Origin of the sequence: Variovorax sp. PBS-H4, from assembly GCF_901827205.1 — a bacterium.
Taxonomy (GTDB): domain Bacteria; phylum Pseudomonadota; class Gammaproteobacteria; order Burkholderiales; family Burkholderiaceae_C; genus Variovorax.
This window is the reverse complement of sequence record NZ_LR594675.1, coordinates 2,087,120-2,108,818: the sequence shown is the minus strand read 5'-3', so window position 1 is coordinate 2,108,818 and position 21,699 is coordinate 2,087,120. Positions and strand designations below refer to the sequence as shown.

General features: G+C 67.6%; 20 protein-coding genes, 1 tRNA gene and 1 pseudogene. 3 read left to right on the top strand and 19 right to left on the bottom strand.

The genetic code is table 11. The features are described from left to right. Positions 1 to 5: 5 nt before the first annotated feature. Genes E5CHR_RS10155 through E5CHR_RS10140 form a run of 4 tightly spaced genes read right to left on the bottom strand, consistent with a single transcriptional unit; the run spans position 6 to position 3,953 of the window. Positions 6 to 908: a hypothetical protein gene (locus E5CHR_RS10155; protein ID WP_162579562.1), complete on the bottom strand. Its 903-nt coding sequence runs from the start codon at positions 906 to 908 to the stop codon at positions 6 to 8. A gap of 2 nt (positions 909 to 910) precedes the next feature. Continuing rightward, on the bottom strand, positions 911 to 1,846 hold the full coding sequence (locus tag E5CHR_RS10150; protein WP_162579561.1) for a ferritin-like domain-containing protein: 936 nt from the start codon (positions 1,844 to 1,846) through the stop codon (positions 911 to 913). A 34-nt stretch (positions 1,847 to 1,880) separates the two neighbouring features. Then, positions 1,881 to 3,056: an ABC transporter substrate-binding protein gene (locus tag E5CHR_RS10145; protein WP_162579560.1), complete on the bottom strand. Its 1,176-nt coding sequence runs from the start codon at positions 3,054 to 3,056 to the stop codon at positions 1,881 to 1,883. Between the two features lie 51 nt (positions 3,057 to 3,107). Continuing rightward, positions 3,108 to 3,953, bottom strand: a complete 846-nt coding sequence (locus E5CHR_RS10140; RefSeq protein WP_162579559.1) for a GntR family transcriptional regulator — start codon at positions 3,951 to 3,953, stop codon at positions 3,108 to 3,110. A gap of 119 nt (positions 3,954 to 4,072) precedes the next feature. Here E5CHR_RS10140 and E5CHR_RS10135 point away from each other — a divergent pair, with 119 nt between their 5' ends. Further along, entirely contained in the window at positions 4,073 to 5,308 is a 1,236-nt protein-coding gene (locus E5CHR_RS10135; RefSeq protein WP_162579558.1) for a hypothetical protein, read from the top strand. Positions 5,309 to 5,312: 4 nt separating this feature from the next. Here E5CHR_RS10135 and E5CHR_RS10130 read toward each other — a convergent pair whose 3' ends face one another. The 5 genes from E5CHR_RS10130 to E5CHR_RS10110 all read right to left on the bottom strand — a co-directional run bounded on the left by E5CHR_RS10130 (position 5,313) and on the right by E5CHR_RS10110 (position 10,418). Continuing rightward, positions 5,313 to 6,698 (bottom strand): FAD-dependent oxidoreductase, encoded by a 1,386-nt coding sequence (locus E5CHR_RS10130; RefSeq protein WP_162579557.1) that lies wholly within the window; start codon positions 6,696 to 6,698, stop codon positions 5,313 to 5,315. After that, complete coding sequence (locus tag E5CHR_RS10125; RefSeq protein WP_162579556.1) at positions 6,695 to 7,501, bottom strand: aspartate/glutamate racemase family protein; 807 nt, start codon at positions 7,499 to 7,501, stop codon at positions 6,695 to 6,697. Before E5CHR_RS10125 ends, E5CHR_RS10130 begins: the two co-directional genes overlap by 4 nt. Before the next feature lie 20 nt (positions 7,502 to 7,521). Then, positions 7,522 to 8,103 carry a cysteine hydrolase gene (locus tag E5CHR_RS10120; protein WP_232062020.1) on the bottom strand — a complete coding sequence of 194 codons (582 nt, stop codon included), beginning with the start codon at positions 8,101 to 8,103 and terminating at the stop codon, positions 7,522 to 7,524. 90 nt (positions 8,104 to 8,193) lie between these two features. Next, on the bottom strand, positions 8,194 to 8,973 hold the full coding sequence (locus E5CHR_RS10115; protein WP_197893845.1) for an SDR family NAD(P)-dependent oxidoreductase: 780 nt from the start codon (positions 8,971 to 8,973) through the stop codon (positions 8,194 to 8,196). Further along, positions 8,970 to 10,418 carry an FAD-dependent oxidoreductase gene (locus tag E5CHR_RS10110; protein ID WP_162579555.1) on the bottom strand — a complete coding sequence of 483 codons (1,449 nt, stop codon included), beginning with the start codon at positions 10,416 to 10,418 and terminating at the stop codon, positions 8,970 to 8,972. Before E5CHR_RS10110 ends, E5CHR_RS10115 begins: the two co-directional genes overlap by 4 nt. 245 nt (positions 10,419 to 10,663) lie before the next feature. Between E5CHR_RS10110 and E5CHR_RS10105 the strand changes: the two genes are divergently transcribed. Further along, positions 10,664 to 11,443, top strand: coding sequence for an SDR family NAD(P)-dependent oxidoreductase (locus E5CHR_RS10105; RefSeq protein ID WP_162579554.1), 780 nt, complete (start codon positions 10,664 to 10,666; stop codon positions 11,441 to 11,443). A gap of 5 nt (positions 11,444 to 11,448) precedes the next feature. Beyond that, positions 11,449 to 12,243: an SDR family NAD(P)-dependent oxidoreductase gene (locus tag E5CHR_RS10100; protein ID WP_162579553.1), complete on the top strand. Its 795-nt coding sequence runs from the start codon at positions 11,449 to 11,451 to the stop codon at positions 12,241 to 12,243. On the opposite strand, the gene E5CHR_RS10095 is transcribed toward E5CHR_RS10100, so the two are convergent. From E5CHR_RS10095 to E5CHR_RS10050, 10 genes and pseudogenes are all read right to left on the bottom strand, one after another. Next, positions 12,240 to 13,220: a Bug family tripartite tricarboxylate transporter substrate binding protein gene (locus tag E5CHR_RS10095; RefSeq protein ID WP_162579552.1), complete on the bottom strand. Its 981-nt coding sequence runs from the start codon at positions 13,218 to 13,220 to the stop codon at positions 12,240 to 12,242. The two genes, E5CHR_RS10100 and E5CHR_RS10095, sit on opposite strands and share 4 nt — an antisense overlap. A 35-nt stretch (positions 13,221 to 13,255) precedes the next feature. Next, positions 13,256 to 14,638, bottom strand: a pseudogene (locus E5CHR_RS10090) (hypothetical protein); the annotation flags it as partial. Between the two features lie 12 nt (positions 14,639 to 14,650). Further along, entirely contained in the window at positions 14,651 to 14,968 is a 318-nt protein-coding gene (locus E5CHR_RS10085) for a UGSC family (seleno)protein (protein ID WP_162579550.1), read from the bottom strand. 99 nt (positions 14,969 to 15,067) lie between these two features. Continuing rightward, positions 15,068 to 16,048 (bottom strand): Bug family tripartite tricarboxylate transporter substrate binding protein, encoded by a 981-nt coding sequence (locus E5CHR_RS10080; RefSeq protein ID WP_162579549.1) that lies wholly within the window; start codon positions 16,046 to 16,048, stop codon positions 15,068 to 15,070. A gap of 28 nt (positions 16,049 to 16,076) precedes the next feature. Further along, the gene (locus E5CHR_RS10075; RefSeq protein WP_162579548.1) at positions 16,077 to 16,319 is read right to left on the bottom strand and encodes a hypothetical protein; all 243 of its coding nucleotides are present in this window, start codon (positions 16,317 to 16,319) and stop codon (positions 16,077 to 16,079) included. 15 nt (positions 16,320 to 16,334) lie between these two features. Then, positions 16,335 to 17,237, bottom strand: coding sequence for an NAD(P)/FAD-dependent oxidoreductase (locus E5CHR_RS10070; protein ID WP_162579547.1), 903 nt, complete (start codon positions 17,235 to 17,237; stop codon positions 16,335 to 16,337). After that, complete coding sequence (gene selB, locus E5CHR_RS10065) at positions 17,234 to 19,012, bottom strand: selenocysteine-specific translation elongation factor (RefSeq protein ID WP_162579546.1); 1,779 nt, start codon at positions 19,010 to 19,012, stop codon at positions 17,234 to 17,236. The genes E5CHR_RS10070 and selB overlap by 4 nt, the downstream gene beginning before the upstream one ends. Further along, entirely contained in the window at positions 19,009 to 20,466 is a 1,458-nt protein-coding gene (gene selA, locus E5CHR_RS10060) for an L-seryl-tRNA(Sec) selenium transferase (protein ID WP_232062019.1), read from the bottom strand. The genes selB and selA overlap by 4 nt, the downstream gene beginning before the upstream one ends. A 7-nt stretch (positions 20,467 to 20,473) precedes the next feature. Then, positions 20,474 to 20,568 (bottom strand) — tRNA-Sec (locus tag E5CHR_RS10055). Positions 20,569 to 20,728: 160 nt separating this feature from the next. Continuing rightward, positions 20,729 to 21,697, bottom strand: coding sequence for a Bug family tripartite tricarboxylate transporter substrate binding protein (locus tag E5CHR_RS10050; protein WP_162579545.1), 969 nt, complete (start codon positions 21,695 to 21,697; stop codon positions 20,729 to 20,731). Between the last annotated feature and the right edge of the window lie 2 nt (positions 21,698 to 21,699).

Below are 21,699 nucleotides of genomic sequence, written 5' to 3'. Positions count from 1 at the left end.
GCCTGTCAGACCTCGCCGAGCACCGGATGGCGCACCGTCGGCAATGCAAAGCCCCACTGAGCGAGCCGTGTGCGCGCATCCTGGACGCACTGCCTGAAAGTCTGCTGCTCCTGCGCCGGCGTGGCCGCGCCGAGGCCCGCCTCGGCCGCGAGCGTTGCAGCAGCCTCGTAGTCACCCGCATCGATCTCGGTCGAGAGACTCGGGATCTGGTAGCCCGCGAAGGCCACATGCGTCAGCCACGACTCGATCTGCGACACGATCGCCGCCTTGGCGGCATCGTCCATTCGCGCCGCGCGCTCCTGGAGATAGAGCCAGCCGAAGGACGCATGCCGCTCCTTGGCTGCGACCGCCCTGGCGAGGATCTGCGCCGCCACCGGTTCGCGCGCGTTGCCGGCGTAGAGCTGGTAGAGCGCGAGTTCGATCCCGTCCTCGATTGCACAATGCACGGCGACATAGCCATCGAGCGATTGCGTCGCATCGAGCGCGTCGCGGTAGAGCGTGCGGTTGAGCACCGCTTCCCAGCGCTTGTCAGACGGTGCGTTGATGTAGCCGCCCAGTGCCTTCGCGTAGCGATGAAAGCATTCGAGATGCCACGCCTCTTCGGTGTTGCGCACGGCCAGGAAATACTTCGGATCGGACTCCCGGTCCAGCTCCAGGCAGAAGCGGATCAGCAGGGCCGGCGTTTCGGCGAGGCCGGTGTATTCGAGCCAGGCACGCCGGCTCCACACGAGCCGTGCGGCATTGCGCGCGGCTTCGGAAGCGCCGGGATCGAAGGAGTCCCAGGCGATGTCCTTGGCCGGCGTCCACCGGCTGGCCTTGGAGATCTCGTAGAGCTCGCGGATCGAGACGATCGAGCGCTTGAGTTCGAGCGGAAAGCGGCGCTCGACAAGGATCGGGGTCGCCTGCATGCTCAGAACTCCCCTTCGATCTTCGGGTGGCGGAACATCGGCAGCTTGAGGCCCCACGACTCCGCCATCTGCCGGCGGATGCGGGCCACGGAGGCAATGAAGACGGGCTTCTCGAGCTCTTCGACGGTCGCGCCCAGGCCAGCTTCCCAGGTCAGCCGGTCGACTTCGACTTCGGTGCGTGTGGCCGCGCTGTCCGGCGAGAGCCAGGCGGAGTGATAGCCGTTGAGTTCGACCTTCTCGATCATCGTGATGACCGCGTCCTCGACCGCCCGCAATTGCGCCTTCGAGAGATGCGGAACGCGGCTGCTCATGAAGGCCCAGCCGAAGGCGCAGTGCCGCACCTCGTCGCGCATGATGCTCTTGAGCACCTGCTGCGCGACCTTGTTGGGCGTGATCTCGATCAGGTGGCGGAACACGTCGAAGGCGATCTCTTCTGCCGCGCAGACCAGCGCCGCGATCACGCCTTCGAGCGGTACGTCGGGATCGAGCGCCATCTTGCGCACGCCATGCGTCGCGACCGCGCCCTGGAACTCGGAGAGATCGGGCTGTTCGATGTAGCCGCCCAGCAGTTCGGCCATTCGAAAGCAGACCTCGGCATGGCGCGACTCCTCCTGCGTGCGGATGGTGAAGAAGAGCCGCATGTCGGGCGGGCAGTTCTCCTTGCAGAAGCGGATCTGCAAGGCAGGCGATTCGGAGATCGCGCCATACTCGCCCCAGGCGCGGCGGCTCCAGTACATGCGCGCGGCGTACAGCTGCTCGGGAGTAAAGGGCGTGATGTCGAGCGCGTCCCACTCGATGTCCGACGAAGGATTCCACTGGCTGCTGGTGGCCGAGTGAAAGAGGTTGCGGATGCGCGGGATCTCGACGTCGAGGTCGAGCGGGAAGCGGCTTTCGGGCACATCGAGAATGGTGCGCGTGGTCAAGGTCGCGACGGACATGCGGTGGGCTCCTGGTGCGGGATGGGAAATCAGGTCACTGGTAGTCGGCCAGGCGGAAGCGGCCGTCCTCGTACTTCAACAGCACGAGGTCCGACTTGGAGAGGCCCGAATGCTGGGTCGCGGAAAAATTGAAGGTGCCGCCGACCCCGTTGTAGTTGCGGATGCCGGCCAGCGCATCGCGCACCTTGGTCTTGTCTTCGCCGCCTTTTTCGAGTGCCATCTTCGCGAGATACATGGCGTCGTAGGTCTGGGCTGCGAACTGGTTGGGGCGGCGCTTGAAGCGTGCCTCGAAGTTCTTGTTGAGCGCGAGGATGCGCGGCTTGGCCAGGTCCGAGTCGGGCAGGTCTTCACCGACCGGGAACTTGACGCTTACCAGCAGCACGTCCTTGGCGGCATCGCCCGCCAGGTCCATGTAGCGCTTGTCGACAAAGCCATAGCTGTGGATGAAGGGGATGCTGCCCAGGCCGAGCGTCTTGGCCTGCTTCATCGCCACCACGCCGGCCGGGGTGACGGTCCAGCAGACGATGGCTTGCACGTTGGCGGCCTTGAGCTTGCCGAGTTGCGGCGCCATGTCGGTGTCGGTCGGGTTGAAGGTCTCGTACACCACGTCGAGCCCGCGCGTGGCCGCCGTCTTCTTGAGCTGCTCCACGGCGCTCTGCCCGAAGCCGGACGAATCGGAAAGCAGTGCGATCTTCGTGATCTTCTTCTTGGCGAAGTAGTCGGCAAGACGCTCCATGACCTGGTCGTCATCGACGGTGGACTTGAAGGTGAAAGGCCGCTCGGACACCGGCGTGACGATCTGCATGCTGCCCTCGGTCGCGATGAAAGGCAGGGTGGCCTTCTCGGTCAGCTGCGACATCGCGATGGCCATGCCGCTCATGTTGCCGCCACCGACGATCATGTCGACCTTGTCCTGCGTGAGCAGCCGGCGCGTCGCGCCGAGCCCTTTCTGCGTCTGGCTCTCGGCGTCGTAGAAGAACCATTCGATCTTCTTGCCGTTGACGCCGCCCTTGGAATTGATCTCGTCGAGCGCGAGCTCCATGCCGGCCTTCATGTCTTCGCCGAGAAAGGCCGCGGGCCCGGTCATGGAAAGGACCGAGCCGACCTTGTAGCTGCCTTGCGCGAAGGCGGCGACAGACGAGCCGGCCACGATGCACGCGATCGCGAGCCGGGACGAGAAGCGAAGAAGCGGGCGGAACGAGTGGAGCATGGTGATTGGTTCAGAAGTGGATGAAGAAAGGGCAATGCGCGCGCGATGGCTTCAGTCGTGGTCCTCCAGCGCGGTCTGGGGGCCGGGCGCCACCGGCGGGTTCGTGTTGCCGCCCGCAGGGGGCGAGAGGGCGACGGTGAAGGCGTGCCTGAGCACGCCCCCCGGCGAATACGAGCGTCCCGCCATCACGGGCAGGCCCTCGGTGCAGTAGTAGGCGAGCTCGCGCACCATCACCGGCGAATCCAGGGCGACGCCGAGCAGCTTGGCGGTGCGTGCGTCGGCGAGCGATGCTTCCAGCCGGTTCTGTGCATGCGACAGGCTGGTGCGCCGCGCCAGGAGATCGAGCAGCGAATGCTGGGCCGCCTCGACTTCGGTGATCGACGCGGCGAAGTCGGGATGGATGTAGCGGAAGTCGTACGACGCGACCGTCTGGCCGGCCTGGCGCACGCGTTCGATGTGCAGCACGCTCTGGTCGGCGCTCACGCCGAGGTGGAAGGCCATGTCTTCCGGGCAGGGCAGCATGGCAAAGCGCCTGAGCTTGAAGGTCAGCGGCCGGCCGATGCGCTCCCACTGGTGCTTGAAGTCCATCTGCGGGCCGAAGATCTCGTCGAACTTGTCGGTGTTGACGAAGGTGCCCTGGCCCTGCACGCGGCGCAACAGACCTTGCGCGACCAATTCCTGGATCGCCTGGCGCACCGTGAAGCGGCTGACGCCGAACATCGCGCAGAGCTCCTGGTCGGAATAGAACTTGCCGTCGCCCGGCACGCCGGTGCGGATGATCGCCTGCAGGCGGCGCTTGACCTGCGCATACAGCGGCAGGGCCGAACTGCGATCGAGGTCGTGCTCCGCCGGATCGGCGGGCGCCTTGTCGCGTGGCGCAGCGGTCGACTCACCCATCAGGTCTGATCCTTGCTTCGCTTTGGGCCTTGCCGGGGTGTTCATGACTGCTTGTCTGGATATGCGGACATGATGATATATTTGCGATTCGTCGGTTGTCAACGCATCGCGTGCTCTTCATGCAAGTCGGTCTGCTCGATCTCCCTCTGCCCTCCTCTTTTGCAACGGACTTCAGCTTCGCCGCACCGTTGCCGCTCGATGGCATCGATCTGCTGATCTGGAATTCGGCCGCCATCGCGGATGCGTACCCGCGTGAAAGCATCCGCGACGGCGTGGCGCTGCTCAGCGTCATCGCGTCGCAGCAGTTGGTGCGTGACACGCGCGCCTGGCGGCGCGAGCTCAGGGAATTCATGGCCCGAGGCGGCACGCTTGTCGTGCTCTCGCCGGGTGCGGCCCGGCTCTCTCTCCACACCGTGCAGGACGTGGTGGGCTACGACCTGCTCGAAGCACTGCCCGACGCGTCCGCCGCGTCTTGGACGCCGTGCGAGCCTACCCCGGTGCATTGCCCGTTCGGGGAGCCCTTCAAGAGCTTCTTCGAGCAGCTCGGCGATCGCTTCATCGCCGGCGCAACGCTCGGGGCCGCAAACGATGCGCAGCCGATTGCGACCGCCGGGGCGTCATCGCTTGCTTGCGGCATCTATCGCTATCGACATCCGGGCCGCCTGCTCATGCTGCCGTCGCTTGCCGCCAACGCTTCGCAGGAGGCCGCGCGCGATGTCGTCGAAGCCACCATCGCGCTGGTTGCGCGCCTTCGCCTCGAAGGCCGGGGCGCCACGCGCTACCGGTGGGACGAGCCGCTGCAAATGCCGGGCGAGCCTGCGCTGCGCTCGCGCCTCGTAGCGCTCGCGGCGCAACGGCGTGCGCTCGAAGAGGAAGAGGCGCAGCTCGCGTCGCGCCTCGACAGCCTGATGTTTCTCGCCCTGCTCCAATGCGGCGACGCGACCGGCGTGATCGACGCCGCCGCGCTGGTGCTGCATGCCATGGGCGGCTACACGCAGAAAGGCTTGCGCGACATGAACATGCTGATGTGGGAGCAACACGGCCGCACGCGGGTGCTGGTCGCCGTCGACGACGCGCAGGTGGAAGCCGATGCCCATTCAGTGATGCCGCTGCTCGACCATGTGCGTTCGCAGGCGGCCGAATGGGTGCCCGTGCTTCAGACCGAGATCGAACCGGTCGCGCTTTACATCGGCGGCAACCGGCGCGGCGCGCGGCAGACGCGAGAGGAGATTGCCCTGCTGCGCGAGCGCTTCGCGCCCTTGCAATGGCTCTGCGGCGCCGACCTGTTCCTCGCCTACGAGGCCAGAGACATCGCACGGGTCGAGTCCAGGCTGTCGGCCCCTGCAGGAGGCTGAAAGACTAGGCCGCCACCGCCGCCCGGCACGCGGTGCGCACCGCCAGGCGGCCGAACACCACCGCCTTGCCCAGCGCCGACCCGGTCATGTATGCGCCGCCGTGAAAGCCGCCCACCACTTCGCCCGCCGCATACAGGCCGGCGATGGGCTCGCCGAACACGTCGATGACGCGCATGTCGGCATCGATGCGCAGCCCGCAATAGGTGCCGAACACGGCCGCGGTCGACGGGTAGGCATAGAAAGGCGCTTCCTCGATCCGGCGCAGCTCGCCCTGGCGATGCACCAGCGTGCGGCGGCCGAACTCGGGATCGTGCCCTTCGTCGACAAAAGCGTTGTAGCGGTCCACCGTCTCGCGCAGCACCTCCGCAGGGACCTCGATCTGCCGTGCGAGTGCTTCGAGCGTGTCCGCCTTCACCATGAGCCCCTCTTCCATGCGCCGGCCGAAGTCGAGGATGCGCACGCGATCGTCACCGCTCTGGAAGACCGGTTCGTCGAAGATCTGGTAGCTGGTGTGATAGGGCTGGCGCATCACGGCGTCGCCCAGCAGCTTGTACGAGATGGATTCGTCGACGAAGCGCTTGCCGTCCTGGTTGACCGCGATGGCGCCCTTGTAGACCGCCAGGCAGCTGTGGTTGTTGTGGACGTCGGTCGGATGCTTGCCGAAGGTGCCCTTGATGTAGGCCATGTCGCGCAGGTCGGCACCGAGCTTCCAGGCCATCAGCAGGCCATCGCCGACGTTGCCCTCGCCGCCCACGAACACGGCCTCGGCGTAGTGGGGCGCGAAGCGATGCACCAGTTCGGCATTGCGGCAGAACCCGCCGCTCGCCAGCAGCACGCCGCGGTCGGACTCGATGGCGAACCGGCCTTCAGGGCCGTCGGCAAGCACGCCGGTGACCGGCGCGGCCTCGCCCTGCCGCAGCAGCCGCTCGGCGCGGGTGGACATCCACACCTCGACCCGGCCCGTCGCCTCGCAGCGCGCGGCGAGCAGGCGCACCATGTCCGCCGGATCGACGGTGTGCACGCGCGGCACCGACTGGCCCGAGGAGGCCTCGAGCGAGGGACTGAATTGCAAGCCGAGCCCGCGCAGCCAGCGGTAGGTGTCGAGCTGGTTGTGCACATAGGCGTCGACCACGGCCGGGTCGTTGTCGTGCTGGCCGACCTCGATGAGATCGCTGCGCAGCAGCTCTGCGGAATCCTCGACGCCCTCGGCCTCCTGCAAGTCGGTGCCCGCGAACGCGAGGCAGCCGCCGCTCATGGCGGACGAGCCGCCGATGTCCGCCGTCTTCTCCAGCAGCGTCACCTGCACGCCGGCCGTGGCGGCCTCGAGCGCCGCGGCGAACCCGGCCGCGCCGCCGCCGATCACGAGCAGGCCCGTGCGCACCGTCTTCATGCGGCGCTCCCGCGGCCATAGAAAGCCATGAGCTCGTCGATGCGCTCGCGTGCGGGCGGCTCGTTCCAGTAGCCGCGCTGGCAGCGCTCGACGCCGCTCTGGCGTTTCAGATCGACCAGCATCTCGGCATGCTTCACCCAGCAGGACAGGGAGTCGAGCACCGGCACCCCGTCGACGCTGGCGACGCCCTGGCTGGCCAGCAGCACGCACAGCGGCGCCTCGCCAGGAATGATGACTTCCGCGCCGGCGGCGATGCGTTGGCGCGCGGCTTCGCGGAAGCGGTCGATCAGCGGGCCGGGCGTGCCGAAGCCTTCCAGCACGTCGTTGAAGCGGAAGCCCACATCGGTCACGCCGGCAAAGCGGCCGCCCAAGCCGTACTTCACTGCGTTGTCGGCGATGAGGCCGGTCAGTTCGCTGATGAATACCATCACCGCGAAACGCGCGCCGAGCAGGCACGAGCTCAGCATGGCGGACTCGCCGTAGCCTACGACCGGAATGCGCAGCATGCTCCGGATCTCCCGCAGCGCCGGGTCGGGAAGCGAGCTGATCGCGTAGGCATCGAAGCCGTCGCGCTCCGCCGCCAGCCCGGCCTCGATGAACTGGATCGAATGCAGGTGCTGCAGGCCGGCATGGCGAATGTCGTTGCCCGGATAGTTGCTGCGGTAGGTGCCCGGCCGCATGCCGTGCACCACGACTTCGGTGTCGGGCCGGGCCACGCGCTTGAAGTGCGCCTTGAGCGCGTCGTCATAGGCTCCCAGGTCGGAGAGCACCGTGAAGCTCTGGTGCCAGATCTTCGTTGCCATCGATCGTTTCCCCCGGGCGTTCAGGATGAGAAGTCGACGGCCGCGCTGGTCGTCGTCTTGCAGAAGCGCGCGAGGCTGGCCATCGAGTTGGCGTGCTCCTCGACTGCGTGCGCGCAGCAGCAGTCTTCGAGCACGACCATCTCGAAGTCGCGGTCGTGGCCGTCACGCACGGTGGCCTGTACCACCGCCTGTGTCGACACGCCGGAACAATAGATGCGCTCGATGCCCAGGGCGCTGAGCTGCGCTTCCAGGGTGGTCGAATAGAAAGGGCTCACGCGGTGCTTGGTCACCTGCACGTCGCCCGGCCGCTGTTCGAGCGCCTCGTGGATGGCGGTGCCCCACTGGCCGAGCCGGAAGAGCCCCGCCTTCGGCGCGCCCGAGAACACCGGCGAATTCTTCGGGCACTCGGGATAGCCCTCGGAGAAGCCCACGCGCACGAAGCCCACCGCAATGCCGGCCTGCCGCGCCTTCGAGAGGGCTGCCGCGGTGTTCTCCATAACGCGCCGCGCACGGACCTGTTCGCCCAGCGGCGACTTGCCGTTCGGGCCGTCTGCATGCACCAGGTCGTTCTGCATGTCGAGGATGAGGTAGATCGATTTCACGTGGTGTCCAGAGCTGAGGAGGGGAAGCGAGGGAAGAGGAAGAGGAAGAGGAAGCGAAAGGAGAAAGAGGAATAAGCCCGTGCGAGCCGGTCAGTCGCACAGCATGCCGCCGTTGATGTCCATCACTTCGCCGGTGATGAACGAAGATTCACGCGCCGCCAGGAACAGGGCCGCATTCGCGATGTCCGCGGCCGTGCCCATCCGCCCCGCCGGGATCAGTGCCTTGAGCTGCTCCGGGAAACTGGTGGTCATCGGTGTCGCGATGGGGCCGGGCGCGATCGCGTTGACGGTGATGCCGTGCGCGGCCAGTTCCTTGGCGAGGAAGCCGGTCATCGCGTGAATTCCGGCTTTGGATACGCCGTAGGCGACGTTGCCCGCGCGCTGCTGTTCGGCACTGTCGATCCAGGGCCGCGCGTTGCCAGCGTTCTTGCCGACGACCGAGCCGATGTTGATGATGCGGCCGAAACCGGCGCGCTTCATGCCGGCCATCACCGCCTGGCAGGCGAGAAAGCTGCCCTTGAGGTTGATGGCCATCACGCGGTCCCATTCTGCTTCGGCCAGATCCTGCGCGCTGCCAAAGGAGACCACGCCCGCGACATTGACCAGCAGGTCAACCGGGCCGAGCAGCTGCTCGATGCGCGCGACCAGCGCGGCGATGGCGGCGCGGTCGGTCACGTCCAGCCTCAGCGTCGTCGCGGCAAGCGCCTGGGCATCGGCATGCGCACCATCGAGCGTGCCCTCGCTGTCGGCGCACACCACGGCGGCACCGCGTGCGCGCAGGGCGCCGGTGACGGCGCTGCCGATCACGCCCCGCCCACCCGTGACCAAGGCGATGCGCCCGGCGTAGCCTTGCTGCGGATCCATGCTCATCGACGCGAAGCTGCCGCCAAGGCGCCGGCGATGCGGCCGAACACCAGTCCTCGCAGCACGGAGGTAGCGCCGGTGTAGTTGCGGTAGTAGATGCCGGCGGTCTCACCCGCGGCGAACAGCCCGGGAATCGGCTCGCCGTCCCCATCCACCACGCGCGCGGAGGCATCGGTCTTCAAGCCGCCGAAGGTGAACACGTTCGACGAGATGATCGGGTAGGCGTGGAACGGGCCCTCCGTCAGGGGCGTCGCCCAGTTCGACTTGGGCGGCGATAGCCCGCGTGTCGCGAGGCCATCGAGCTCCAGCGGCCGCCACTCGCCCTGTCCCTCGACGCAGGCAGCGTTGTACGCGTTCACCGTCGCTTTGAGTGCATCGGCGGGCACGCCGATCTTCCCGGCCAGCTGCGCGAGGCTCTCGCCGACGACCGGTGGCTTGTCGGTGCGAATGCCCAGGCGGTAGTTGGGAATGCGCGTGTGGCGCGCATCGAGCACGACCCAGGCGGTGCCCTCGCGCTGCTCGTAGATGCGGCGCGTGACGCGCTCGTAGTACGCATCGACGGTGCCGGGCGCCTCGTCGGTGAAGCGCCTGCCGTCCAGGTTGATAAGGATGCCGTAGGGAAAGATGAAGATCGACGGCTCGGCAATGCCTGAGCGCGGGTCCACCGGCTCGGCGTGGTAGCTGCCGAAGTCTCCGCTGGCCGCGGCGCCGGCATCGAGGCCCATGGCAATGCCCTCGCCCCGGTTGTAGTAGCCGCCCTTGCAGACCGGCCGCAGGTAGGTCGAGCGTGGCCCCACGTAGCGGGTCATCATTTCCGCGTTGCCCTCGAAGCCGCCGCAGGCCAGCACCACCTGCCCGCCCAACAGTCGCGTGCCCGCGCCGCGGCTGCGCACCTTCAGGCCCACCACCCGTCCGTCTGCATCCTGCTGCAGGGCGCAGGCCGTGGTTTCGTAGAAGAAGCTCACCTTCAGTCGCTCGGCCCGCGCCGCGAGTGCCTCGACCAGCGCCGCGCCGCCACCGACGGGCAGCAGCCGCGGCTGGGACTTGGTGAGGAACTGGGTCGGCAGGAAATCGAAGCGCACGCCCATGCCTTGCAACCACGCGATCGTCTCGCCGGCGCCGGCAGACAGGCGTTCGATCACCGCAGGGTCGGCGATGCTCAGCGCCTTGGCGAGCGCGCCACGCTGCGAATGCACCGCTTCCTCGACCAGTTCGGGGTCGATCGCGCCGGACCCGTTCTCGGCCAGGTGCGTCTCGAAATCGTCCGTGACTTCCGTCAGGCTCTTCATCCGGAGATAGGCCTCGGTGTACCGGCTCTGCCCGCCGCGCTCGTCTCGCGTTGCGCGCTCGATCACCGCCACCTTCGCACCGGCCTCGGCAGCCGCCACCGCTGCCGAGAGGCCAGCCACGCCGCAGCCCGCCACCACCAGGTCGAATGTCTGTTCCGCCATGCGCGCCCTCTCCCGCTCAGGCGACTTCGCACGCCGAGATGGTGGCGGCCGTGGCCGCGGAAGCCTGTCGGAGAAATGGGCGGCGTGCGTGCATGAGCGTTCTTTCGATGGAACTGGAATGCAGTCGATGATGACTCCGCAGCGCGCACTCCAGGACTGCAAAAACCGAAAACTGGTTTCGCCGAATCGCGCTTTTGCCGCGCGGTGCGGGCTTCTACAGTGGCCGGACTTCCACAGGAGATGACATGCGCATGGCCGACAGGTTCGGGATCGTCACGGCAGGAGCTTCGGGCATGGGCCGCGCGGGCGCGCTGCGTTTCGCCGCCGAAGGGGCGTCCGTCGCCGTGGTGGATCTCGACGAGGCGAAGGCCCAGGAGGTCGCCGAGGCAATCAAGACCTCTGGCGGCCACGCCTTCGCGCTGGCCGGCAACCTCATGGAAGAGGATTTCGCCCGCGGGCTGGTGCACGAAGCCGCGAAGCGCTTCGGCAAGCTCGACTTCATGTGGGCGCACGCGGGCCATGCCTCGGTCTCGAAAATCGAGGGCCTGGACCTGCGCGAGTTCGATATCGCGATGAACCTCAACGTGCGCGCCGCGCTCGCGAGCGCGATCGAGGCGATCCCGCTGATGCGCAAGGCCGGCGGCGGCAGCATCCTGTTCACCTCGTCCACCTCGGGCGTGATCGGCTCGCCCTTCAGCCCGCTGTACTCCGTGGCCAAGTGGGGCGTCATCGGGCTGGCCCGCTCGCTGGCCAAGCGCTACGGCCCGGACAACATCCGGGTGAACGTGGTCTGCCCCGGCACCACCGACACCCCAATGCTCGACACGCTGGTCTCGCGCCCCGACGAGGAAGAGACCAAGGGCAAGGACCTGAACGAGCTGAAGCGCATCCGCTCCTCGGGCAATCCGATGGGGCGCGCCGCACGGCCGGAAGAGGTCGCCAACGCCGCGCTGTTCCTGCTCTCGAATGAAGCGTCCTACGTCAACGGCGCGTCGCTGCTGGTCGACGGCGGCAAGACGGCTTGAACCCGATGCAGCTGAAGAACTACCACGCTGTAGTCACCGGCGCGGCGCGCGGGTTGGGTGCTGCTGCAGCGCGGCGCTTCGCGGCTGAAGGCGCGCGGGTGGTGATCTCGGACCTCGACGGCGACGCTGCGACGGCCTGCGCAAGGGGGATCGACGCGAGCGGCGAGCGCGTCACCGCACTGGCCTGCGACATCGCCGACCCCGAGGCCTGCACGCGGCTGGTGGATCACGCGGAAGCCTTCTTCGGCGCTCCGATCGACATCTTCCTCGCCCACGCGGGGGTGGGCTTCGCGGGTTCGCTCATTGAGGCCGAAACGGCCCAGATCCGGCGCGTGGTGGAAGTCAACGTGCTGGGCTCCATCTATTCGGCGCAGGCCGCCTTGCGCAGCCTCGTGCGCAGCCCACGCGCCAGCCTTCTTTTCACGAGTTCGCTGCAGGGCGTGACTGCCCGGGCCGGACGCAGCATCTACACCACCTCCAAGCATGCGATCGTCGGCCTCACCAAATCGCTGGCGCTCGAATACGGGCCGCGGGGCGTGCGCGTGAACGCCATCGCGCCCGCGTCGACGGACACGCCCTTCCTGCGCAAGCAACTCGCCGTCGCCGGCGCCAAGGACGTCGACCAGGCGGTGCGCGAGGTCGCCGCGTCGATGCCGCTGGGCTGGCTGCCAACGCCCGAGGACTTCGCGGACGCGGCCGTGTTCCTGGCCTCGACCGCGGCGCGGTCGATCACCGGCCACAACCTGCTGCTGGACAGCGGCGCTGCGGCGGGCATCTTCCGCAGCAGCCAGGCGCGCTAACCTCCGGCCTTGATGCCGCCCTTCTCGATGATCACCTTCCAGCGCTGGGCTTCTTCCGCAAAGAAGTGCCCGGCGTCCTCCGGCGAACCGCCCATGGCGATGCCCTGCAGTTGCTTGATCCTGTCCTGCACATCGGGGGCGGCCAGCGCCGCGGCGGCGGCGGCATTCACCTTCTGGATGATGGCTGGTGGCGTGCCCTTGGGGGCCGCCATGGCGTACCAGACCGACGATTCATAACCCTTCACGCCCGCTTCGTCGAGCGTGGGCACATCGGGAAAGGTCGCCAGCCGAGTCTTGGTGCCCACCGCCAGCATGCGTACCGTGCCTGCCTGCAGCTCGCTCAGGTAGCCCGGAATATTGTCGAGCACCACCTGGATGCGACCTGCGGCCAGGTCGATCTTGGTCGGCGCGGCGCCCTGGTAGAACACGTTCTGCACGGGCGCGCCGGTCAGGTACTTGAACATCTCCAGCGACAGATGGCCCGAGCTGCTCGCCCCGGAAGAGCCACCGTTGAGCGCCGTCGGGTTTTTCTTCGCGTACTCCACGAGTTCCATGGCCGACTTCACCGGCAGGTCCTTGTTCACGATCAACGCATTCGGAAACTTCGCCAGCACGATGATGGGCGCGAAGTCCGAAGGCTTGTAGCGAAGGTCGGCATAGAGGAACGGGTTGGTCGAGAACGCGCCCGGGTTGGTCAGCAGCAGCGTGTAGCCGTCGGCTGGCGCTTTCGCGACCAGTTCGGCACCGATGTTGCCGGAAGCGCCCGCCTTGTTGTCGATCACGAACTGCTGGCCGAAATGCGCCGACAGCTTTTGCGCGATCACGCGCGCAAGGATGTCGGTGATGCCCCCCGGCGCCCAGGGGACGACCACCCGCACCGGCTTGTCGGGCCACACGGCCTCGCCCAATGCGAGCCCTGGTGAAAGCGCGCATCCGGCCATCGTTGCCAGGAGCATCCTGCGTCGAAAGTTCTTCATCGTTGTCTCCAGCTCTGTTTGCTCGAAGATGAGCGTCAACGCTTGGGGAGGTCGGCCCAGTTGGCCGGCAACTTGATCTCTTTCGTGGTGACGCGCGTGTAGCCCGAATCGAGTGTCTTGATCCGGTTGCGCCCTGGATCCCCTGCGACCAGGATCTCGATGTACTCGGGACCGGGCATGACCCTCACCGGGTCGTCCGGCCCCACGTCGAACTCAGGCGGGAAGGTCCCGAGCTTGATCTTCTCCTCGATCGTGTGCACCTCGGCCATCGTGTACTTCAGCTCGAAGTCCAGGTAGCGGCGCGGCACGGTGGTGTTCTCGCAGATGTAGCGGCGGATGTCGTCCTTCGAGTAGCCTGCGTCCGCCAGCACCCTTGCCACCGGCGGCGCCAGCACGAACACGATGTCGTTGACGAAGCTCGCCGGCCCGCGCTCGGCGAACAGCGCGAAGGCGGGCTTGCGCAGCGCATCACGGCACAGCTGTTTGAGAGCGCACTCGGCCCCACTCTGGTCGTCGCGCGTGTAGGGCGACGGCTGGAAGCCCCAGTTCATCGTCGTGCTCACGGACACCGTGCTCGCGTTGCGGTCGAATCCCTTTTCCACGTGGTACGGCTCCCACGGGTTCAGCTCGTCGTTCTCGGCGAAGCAGAAGTTGATCGGGTAGCCGAAGGTGCCCATCTGGTTCTTCGCCGGACGGTAGCCGCCGATGTTGCGGATGATGAGCCCCAGCGCCCGGCCGAACGACGGATTGGCGCCGCGCGAGATGAGCCCCGCCCCGTTGTTGAAGCCCAGTTCCTTCACGATCGGCCCGTTGAGGAACACGTAGGGCGTGATGCCCCAAGTGGTGCCGATGTTGTCGAGGTTGTACTTGTCTTCCTGCAGGGCCTCGACCATGGCCACGAGGATCGGCATGGTCTGCGGCTTGCACCCGGCCATCACGCCGTTGGCCGCGATGTTCCACACCGTGGCGCGCAGGTTCATCTGCGGCAACACGGCGATCACCTCGTCGGGCTTGCGGTCGGTGTAGCGCAGGAACTCTTCCACGCGCTCCAGCGTCGGCGGAACGATCGGCAGTCCGTCGCTCCAGTCCATCTCGTGGAAGTGCGCGTTGACCTCGTCGAAGTCGCCTTCGAAGACGATCTTCTTCGAGTCCCAGCCGGTCGCCTTGCCCAGCGCACGCGGCTTGATCGGCTTGGTCAGCGCATTGACGATGCGATCGAACAGGACGTTCGTGATCTTGTCGCGGATCTCGGCGTGGTCCACGCCGACCGCGCCCGGGTACTCGACCACGGGCACGTCCGGGACACCCGCCGCCTTGGCAGACAGCTGCCCGACCATGTTGAATCCCGGCATCGACACCACCGCCGACGGGATGCCGAGAATCTTTTCTGCTTCTGCTGCCGGCCGCACCGCGGCCGGTGTGCAGGTGCCTCAGCCTCCGTTGCCGGTGATGACGGCGTCGGCCCCCTTGGCCTTCAGTGCCGCGACGATGTCGTTGAGCACCTCGCGCTGGTAGGAGGGCGTGCCCTTGAGCGAGGCGTAGGGAATGTCCGTATAGGGAACGATCTTCACCTCGGGAAAGCGCTGCTTGAGCAGCTCCCGGTAGATGGGAAACATGATGTCGCCCTTGAAGTCCTCATTCCAGACTTCGGCGACGACCTTGCCGTTGAGGGTGTCCAGGCGCTTGGCCAGGTTCTTCTGCTCGACGGCTTCCGCGCCGATGGGGCTGATGACAGACAGTTTTTCCATGATGAAGTCCTTCGGTGGTGTTGTGTGCCGATGTTAGGAGCAGCTCGCGCGGGCGCCTACGACGGCGTGGGAAAACAGCATTCGCTTTTTTCTGCTTTCCTATTTGGTCGTGCGCTGCGGCTGCAGGCCGGCTTTCGCGGCGACGCCGCTCCACTTGGCAAGCTGGGCGCGCACGTAGTCGGTCGCCTCCTGCGGCGAGCTCACGGTGGGCGAAGTCTTGGCCGGCCCCTCCAGGCGCTCGATGGTGGCAGGCTTGGCCAGCGTCTCGCCGAATACGGCATTCAGGCGCGCGATCACGTCCTTGGGTGTTCCGGTGGGCGCCAGCACCGCGTACCACACCGAATCGCCCATGCTGGGGTAGCCCGCCTCGGCCATGGTCGGCACGTCGGGCAGGCTGCGCTCGCGCCTGCTGCCGGTCACGCCCAGGGCCTTGACCTTGCCGGCCTTGATCTGCGCCTCGACTGCCGGCATGGCGATCAGCCCCATCTGGACCTCGCCCGTCATGATCGCGGTAAGTGCCTCCGGCGTGCCCTTGAACGGGACATGCACGATGTCGAGCGAACGTTCGTTCTTCAGCAGCTCCCCGGTGAGGTGGCCGATGCTGCCGATGCCGGCCGACGCATAGTTCAGCTTGCCCGGCCTGGCCTTCGCAAGCGCCGCGAGTTCGGCCATCGAGTTCACCGGCAGCGAGGGCGGCACGACGAACACCAGCGACTGCAGGCCCATCAGCGTCACGGCCTCGAAGTCCTTGACGGGGTCGAAGCCCAGTTCCATCAGGCTCGGCAGCACCGAGAAGCTCAGGCTGGCTAGGAAGAGCGTGTAGCCGTCGGGCTTGGCCCTTGCGACGTACTGCGCGCCGATCGATCCGCCCGCGCCGGCCCGGTTGTCGACGATCACCGGCTGGCCCAGCGCATCCGAGAGGCCGGGCGACACCGCACGCGCGGTGAGGTCGCTGCCGCTGCCGGCCGGGAACGGCGACACCAGCGTGACCGGGCGGCTCGGGAAGCCCTGCGCGAAGGCAGGCGCCGCGAGCCAGAAAGCGGTGGCCGCGAGCGCGGCGAGGAAGGTTTTGCAATGCATGTGGTGCCTTGATGCCGGAAAGGGTTGGTCAATCGGTCGAGGTGATGTTCTTGTCTTTCACCAGGTGACGCCAGCGCTTGAATTGTTCACCGACGAACGTGCGGAGCGCATCGCAATCGGGCGCGGATTGTGCCGCGGGATGGGGGAAAGCTTGTGCATGCGGCGCAGTGTAGGAACCCCCCGGTGAGCGCACCACCTTGAGTCGCGAAGGCTCTTTTCGCAATTGGCGAACGAGGTCGAAGCACGCCCGACCCGCATCGGCGGCATGCATCTGCCGGCCGGCTGATCAGGCCTTTGCCAACGCCAGGTGGGCGATCGCGGCCTGCGCGGCCGCTTGCCCGTCGGCCATCGCATCGGCGAGCGACCCACCGCAGCCAGCGCGCACGACCCCTGCCGCGAACACGCCGGGCATGGATGTCTCCATGCCGTTCACGGCAAGGACTGCCCCGCGCTCGTCGCGTGCGATCTCTGCCGGCAGGAAAGCCGTCGCCGGCTGGAGACCGACGAAGGCGAAGAAGCCGCTGCACGGGAGGGTCTCGCCATTGACACGCACGCCCTCGACGCCTGCGGTCCCGAGCAATTCTTCGACCACGCTGTTCCAGTGCACCTGGATGTTGGCGGCCGACAGGACCGCATCGACCCACTGCGGCTTCGCGCGGAAGGCACTGCCTCGATGAACCAGGTGGACCCGGCTGCAGAAGCGCGACAGTACCGTTGCCGATTGCAGGGCCGAATCGCCGCCACCGACCACCACGACATCCTGGCCCTGGAACATCGGGCCATCGCAGTCGGCGCAGTGGGAAACACCCTTGTGTTCGAGCTCGGCCTCGCCCGGGACGCCGAGCTTCTTCAGCGCGGCGCCCGACGCCACGACGACGGCGCGCGCGCGGTGGCGGCCCGCGTCGCTCACGACCACCAGCGCATCGCCGTCACGCTCGATGCCGCTGGCCACGCCTTCCAGGTTTTCGCCGCCGAGTTCCACCGCATCGGACATCCACGTGGAGGACAGCTCGGCGCCGCTGCCCTGGACCTCGCCGTCCAGCACGTTGACGTTGAGGACGAGGCCACCGAACATCTGCGCCTCGAGCCACGCGGTGGCAAGGCCGGCTCGCAGACCTTCGAGTGCCGCACTGAGGCCGGCCGCGCCGGCGCCGATCACGACCAGGTCGTGGGAAGTGGTGTCGCTCATGAAGATCTTTCTCCTGGGACGGTTGACGCGGAAGATGGTTCGGACGACGGACGTGCGCGCAGCACGCGGACATCGGCGACGCGCTGGGTCACGCCGAGGCGATCGAGGGTCTCGAGCACCTGCACTGCCAGCGCGCGGCCAATCCCCGCCCCGTCGCGGAACTTGCCGGCGGTAAAGCGCCCGTCGGGTACCGCGTGCGCCACACCGCGCGCCACATGGATGAATTCGTCCATGGTGCTGCGCAGGAAGAAGCGATCGTCGCCCACCCGCGCCGCGTCGCCGGCCTGCGCCTTGCGATGGAGCATGTCACGCAGCACGGACTCCCTGGCATCCAGGGCATCGGCGAGCTGGGGCACGGTGAGGCCGGCAAGGCCTGCGCGCATCAGCACTGGTTCGGCCAACTGCCAGAGGCGAAGGTGTTCGGGTTTTTCGAGTGGCGCGTCGGCCGGCCTGGGCGCCAACCGGGCTGCCACGGCGGCGGCCGCCAGCACCAGCGTCTGCGCGCCCGTGCCGACGCTCGCAAGGCCGGTGTGCTTCAGCACTTGCGCGAAGGCACCGGGATCGAGATTGAAGTTGCGTGCGAACGCCGCCGCGTTCACGCCGGCCGGCATGCAGGCCGCCAGTGCCTGCAAGGCCTCCCGCGCCGAAGGCAATGCCATGGCCTCCAGTTGCCGCCGGCGCAGTTCGTAGGGAAGACGGCGCTGCGCGGGAAACGCATCGAGCACCCGGCCGCCACCGACCGTGCGCTGCGCGGACTGGTCACGCAGGATGAAGCGGTCGCCATGCAGGGCGGAGATCGGCTGGTCCACGATGAGCCGGGCGAAGGTGTGCGCGCCCGGTTCGACCGACTCGCCGCGCCGCAGCGACACGCGCGCCGTCACGTCGCAGGTGCCCAGATGCAGATGCACCGGCGTCCAGTGCCGCAGCGCATGCGCCTCGCCGGGCAGCACCTGCAATGCCACGTCGAGGCGCTGCGTGGGCGCGTGCAGGTCCGCGTGCATTACCCAGTCGCCGCGCTGCACCTGCGAAAGCTCCAGCCGCGCGAGATTGAGCGCGCAGCGCTCGCCGGCTTCGGCGCGCTCGGCCGGCTTGCCGTCCTTCTGGATCCCGCGCACGCGCACGTCGCGCCCGCTCGGCGACAGGATCAGCCGGTCGCCGATGCGCACGGCGCCGTCGAACACGGTGCCGGTCACCACCGTGCCGCTGCCGGCGACGGTGAACGCGCGGTCGACGGCGAAGCGCGCACGCCGGCCCTCGGCGGCGGCGCGCCGGAGCGAGGAAGCTGCCGCGTCGAGCTCCGCGCGCAGGGCATCGATGCCCTGCCCGCTCACTGCGGAGACGGGCAGCTGCGGCACGGCTTGCAGCGAAGTTCCGTGCAACAGCTCGCGCGTCTGGCGCGACACGTCGACCAGGCGATCGCCATCGACGCGGTCGGCCTTGGTGATGACTGCGATGCCTCGCCCGATGCCGAGCAGGTCGATGATGCTGACGTGCTCGCGCGTCTGCGGCATCACGCCGTCGTCCGCGGCGACCACCACGATCGCGTAATCGACGCCGCACACGCCGGCGAGCATGTTGCGCACGAAGCGCTCATGTCCCGGCACATCGACGAAGCCGACCGTCGCGCCGCCGGGGGCTCGCCAGTAGGCGAAGCCGATGTCGATGGAGATGCCGCGCGCCTTTTCCTGCGGCAGCCGGTCGGTGTCGACGCCGGTGAGCGCCTTCACCAGCGTGGTCTTGCCATGGTCGATGTGGCCGGCGGTCGCGACGATCACGGGCGGTCCCCGGGGAACTGCAGCTCTGCGAGCTGGCCGGTGAATTGCGCTTCCTGTGCTTCGTCGAGGCACCGCAGGTCCAGCCACAGCGCATCCTCGCGGATGCGGCCGATCACCGGCACGGGGAGCTTGCGGAAGGCCGCGGCCAGCGCTTCCGCCGAAGGACTGCCGCGCGGGCCTGCAGGCGAAAGGCGCAGGCCGGCGCTCGGCAGGGTGTCGACCGGCAGCGCGCCGCTGCCGATCTGGCTGGCGCACGACACGGATTCGACCCGCGCGACGCTGCCGACCGCCGACTGCACGGCAGCGCGCAGGCGCGCCGCCTGCGCGGCGATCTCCTGCGGGTCACGGGTCAGGAGCCGGAGGGTCGGCAGCCGGGTGGGTAAGCGCTCCGGATCATCGTAAAGCGCGAGCACCGCCTCGAGCGCCGCGAGCCGGACCTTGTCGAGGCGAAGCGCGCGCTTCATCGGGTTCTTGCGGATGCGCGCCACCAGGTCCTTTCGCCCGACGATGATCCCGCACTGCGGGCCGCCGAGCAGCTTGTCGCCGCTGAAAGTCACGAGGTCGACACCAGCAGCGATGGCCTCGCGCGGCGTCGGCTCGTGCGGCAAGCCGAAATCCTCCAGGTCGACCAACATGCCGCAGCCCAGGTCCTCGATCACCGGCAGCGCGTGCGCATGCGCAATGCCTGCCAGCTTCGCCGCACCGACCTCGGCGGTGAATCCGCGGATCTCGTAGTTGCTCGCGTGCACCTTCATCAGCGCGCCGGTGCGTTCCGCAATCGCGGATTCGAAATCGCGCGGATGCGTGCGGTTGGTCGTACCCACTTCCCGCAGCACGCAGCCGGCGCTGGCCATGATCTCGGGCACGCGGAAGGCACCACCGATCTCGACGAGCTCGCCGCGCGACACCACCACCTCGCGGCCGGCGGCCATCGTGTTGAGCACGAGGTAAACAGCGGCAGCGTTGTTGTTCACGACCACCGCCGCCTCGGCGCCGGTGAGCCGCAGCAGCCGGTCTTCTACGTGGCTGTCGCGCTCGCCGCGCCCGGCGCCGTCCACGTCGTATTCGAGATTGACCGGGCGCGCCATCGCCTGCGTTGCCGCAGCCACTGCTTCCGCCGGATACAGGGCACGGCCAAGGTTCGTGTGCAGCACGGTGCCGGTGAGGTTGAACACCGCGCGCAGCGACGGGCGCGCGGCGGCGCTGAGCCGCGCGCGGCATTCCTCGGCGAGCGTCTCTTCGTCCGGCGCCGCGGCGGCGCGCTCGCCCGACAACCGGCGACGCTGTTCGGCCAGCAGGTTGCGCACGCAGTCCAGGATGCGCGGCCGGCCGAACTCGCTGGCCAGCGCCTGGAAGGCGGGCGCCTTCAGCAGGGTATCCACGGCGGGGATGGCGCGGCGCGCCTGGCGGGTCGAGGTCAGCATGTCGGAGTCGAGGCGGCCGCGCACGTTCATGTGAATCTGGCGGAAGAGAGTGGGAGTCGAACCCACACAGGATCGTCAGCGACCCACTCCGGGTTTGAAGTCCGGCCACTCCACCGGGAGTGTTTCCCTTCCAGTCGAGACCCATGCTATTGAAAGTGCGGCGCCACGCCAACGCACGATTCCCAAAAACACCGTTTGTTTTTTGAGAGCGAACCCTGTGGCGGGCAGGGTGGGCGGCTGCATGTTCGGACAGAACGGGCGGCTCGCTTTCCCGCGACGACCCGGTGGCCGGTCATTCCGGCTCGATGTTCGCCGCTTTGATTACCTTGCTCCACTTCGTGGCTTCGGCCGATTGAAACTGAGCCAGTTCTTCGGCGCTGGTGGTCCATGGCTCCGTGCCGGTGCTGTTGAAGAAGGTTTTGGCGTGCGGGCTGTGGACCGCCTCGACCAGCAACTGGCGCAAACGAGCGCTGACCGCAGGCGATGTCTTTGAGGGCGCGTAGGCTGCGAACCAGTACCCGATGTCGTAGCCCTTGACCCCGGCCTCCTCGAGCGTCGGCACCTTGGGCAATACGCTCAGTCGCCGCTGGGTCGAGGCGCCGAGCGCGCGCAGCTTGCCCGACTCGATCTGCGGGATGCCGGTCACGGTGTCGATCACCATCAGGTCGATCTGGCCGCCGAGCAGGTCCGTCAGGGCCTGTGGATTGCTCTTGTACGGCACGTAGAGGATGTCCGTCTGGCTGAGTTGCTTGAGCATCTCGCCGGCAATGCGGCTCGACGAGTTGCCTGCGCCGAACGACAGCTTGCCGGGTTGGGAGCGTGCCTTGGCAACCACATCGGCCACGGACTTGTAGGGCGAGGCGGCGGGGACGACCAGTACCTGTCCGCCACGGCCCAATGCGGTCAGTGGTGCGAAGTCGGCCACCGGGTCGTAGGGGAGCTTGCGGTAGAGGTAGGGGTTGGCAACCTGTGTCGTATTGGTGGTGATCAGCACCGTGTAGCCATCAGCCGCGGCACGCGCCACAGCTTGCGCCGCGATGAGCCCACCCGCCCCGCCCCGGTTGTCGACGACAACTGGCTGACCCGTCTTCTCCGTGAAGGCAACGCCGAGCGCGCGCGCCAGTTGGTCGGTGGCGCTGCCGGCCGCAAAGGGCACGATAAACGTAACGGGCTTCTCGGGAAAGCGCATGGGCTGGGCGGCGGAAATAGCGGCAGTGCCGGTGAGCGCCACGGCAATGGCAGCGCTTCGAAGAATCTTCATGG

Coding starts and splice junctions, on each gene's coding strand:
- E5CHR_RS10155 (WP_162579562.1), bottom strand. CDS start 908: ATGCAGGCGACCCCGATCCTTGTCGAGCGCCGCTTTCCGCTCGAACTC.
- E5CHR_RS10150 (WP_162579561.1), bottom strand. CDS start 1,846: ATGTCCGTCGCGACCTTGACCACGCGCACCATTCTCGATGTGCCCGAA.
- E5CHR_RS10145 (WP_162579560.1), bottom strand. CDS start 3,056: ATGCTCCACTCGTTCCGCCCGCTTCTTCGCTTCTCGTCCCGGCTCGCG.
- E5CHR_RS10140 (WP_162579559.1), bottom strand. CDS start 3,953: ATGGGTGAGTCGACCGCTGCGCCACGCGACAAGGCGCCCGCCGATCCG.
- E5CHR_RS10135 (WP_162579558.1), top strand. CDS start 4,073: ATGCAAGTCGGTCTGCTCGATCTCCCTCTGCCCTCCTCTTTTGCAACG.
- E5CHR_RS10130 (WP_162579557.1), bottom strand. CDS start 6,698: ATGAAGACGGTGCGCACGGGCCTGCTCGTGATCGGCGGCGGCGCGGCC.
- E5CHR_RS10125 (WP_162579556.1), bottom strand. CDS start 7,501: ATGGCAACGAAGATCTGGCACCAGAGCTTCACGGTGCTCTCCGACCTG.
- E5CHR_RS10115 (WP_197893845.1), bottom strand. CDS start 8,973: ATGAGCATGGATCCGCAGCAAGGCTACGCCGGGCGCATCGCCTTGGTC.
- E5CHR_RS10110 (WP_162579555.1), bottom strand. CDS start 10,418: ATGGCGGAACAGACATTCGACCTGGTGGTGGCGGGCTGCGGCGTGGCT.
- E5CHR_RS10105 (WP_162579554.1), top strand. CDS start 10,664: ATGCGCATGGCCGACAGGTTCGGGATCGTCACGGCAGGAGCTTCGGGC.
- E5CHR_RS10100 (WP_162579553.1), top strand. CDS start 11,449: ATGCAGCTGAAGAACTACCACGCTGTAGTCACCGGCGCGGCGCGCGGG.
- E5CHR_RS10095 (WP_162579552.1), bottom strand. CDS start 13,220: ATGAAGAACTTTCGACGCAGGATGCTCCTGGCAACGATGGCCGGATGC.
- E5CHR_RS10085 (WP_162579550.1), bottom strand. CDS start 14,968: ATGGAAAAACTGTCTGTCATCAGCCCCATCGGCGCGGAAGCCGTCGAG.
- E5CHR_RS10080 (WP_162579549.1), bottom strand. CDS start 16,048: ATGCATTGCAAAACCTTCCTCGCCGCGCTCGCGGCCACCGCTTTCTGG.
- E5CHR_RS10075 (WP_162579548.1), bottom strand. CDS start 16,319: ATGCATGCCGCCGATGCGGGTCGGGCGTGCTTCGACCTCGTTCGCCAA.
- E5CHR_RS10070 (WP_162579547.1), bottom strand. CDS start 17,237: ATGAGCGACACCACTTCCCACGACCTGGTCGTGATCGGCGCCGGCGCG.
- selA (WP_232062019.1), bottom strand. CDS start 20,466: ATGAACGTGCGCGGCCGCCTCGACTCCGACATGCTGACCTCGACCCGC.
- E5CHR_RS10050 (WP_162579545.1), bottom strand. CDS start 21,697: ATGAAGATTCTTCGAAGCGCTGCCATTGCCGTGGCGCTCACCGGCACT.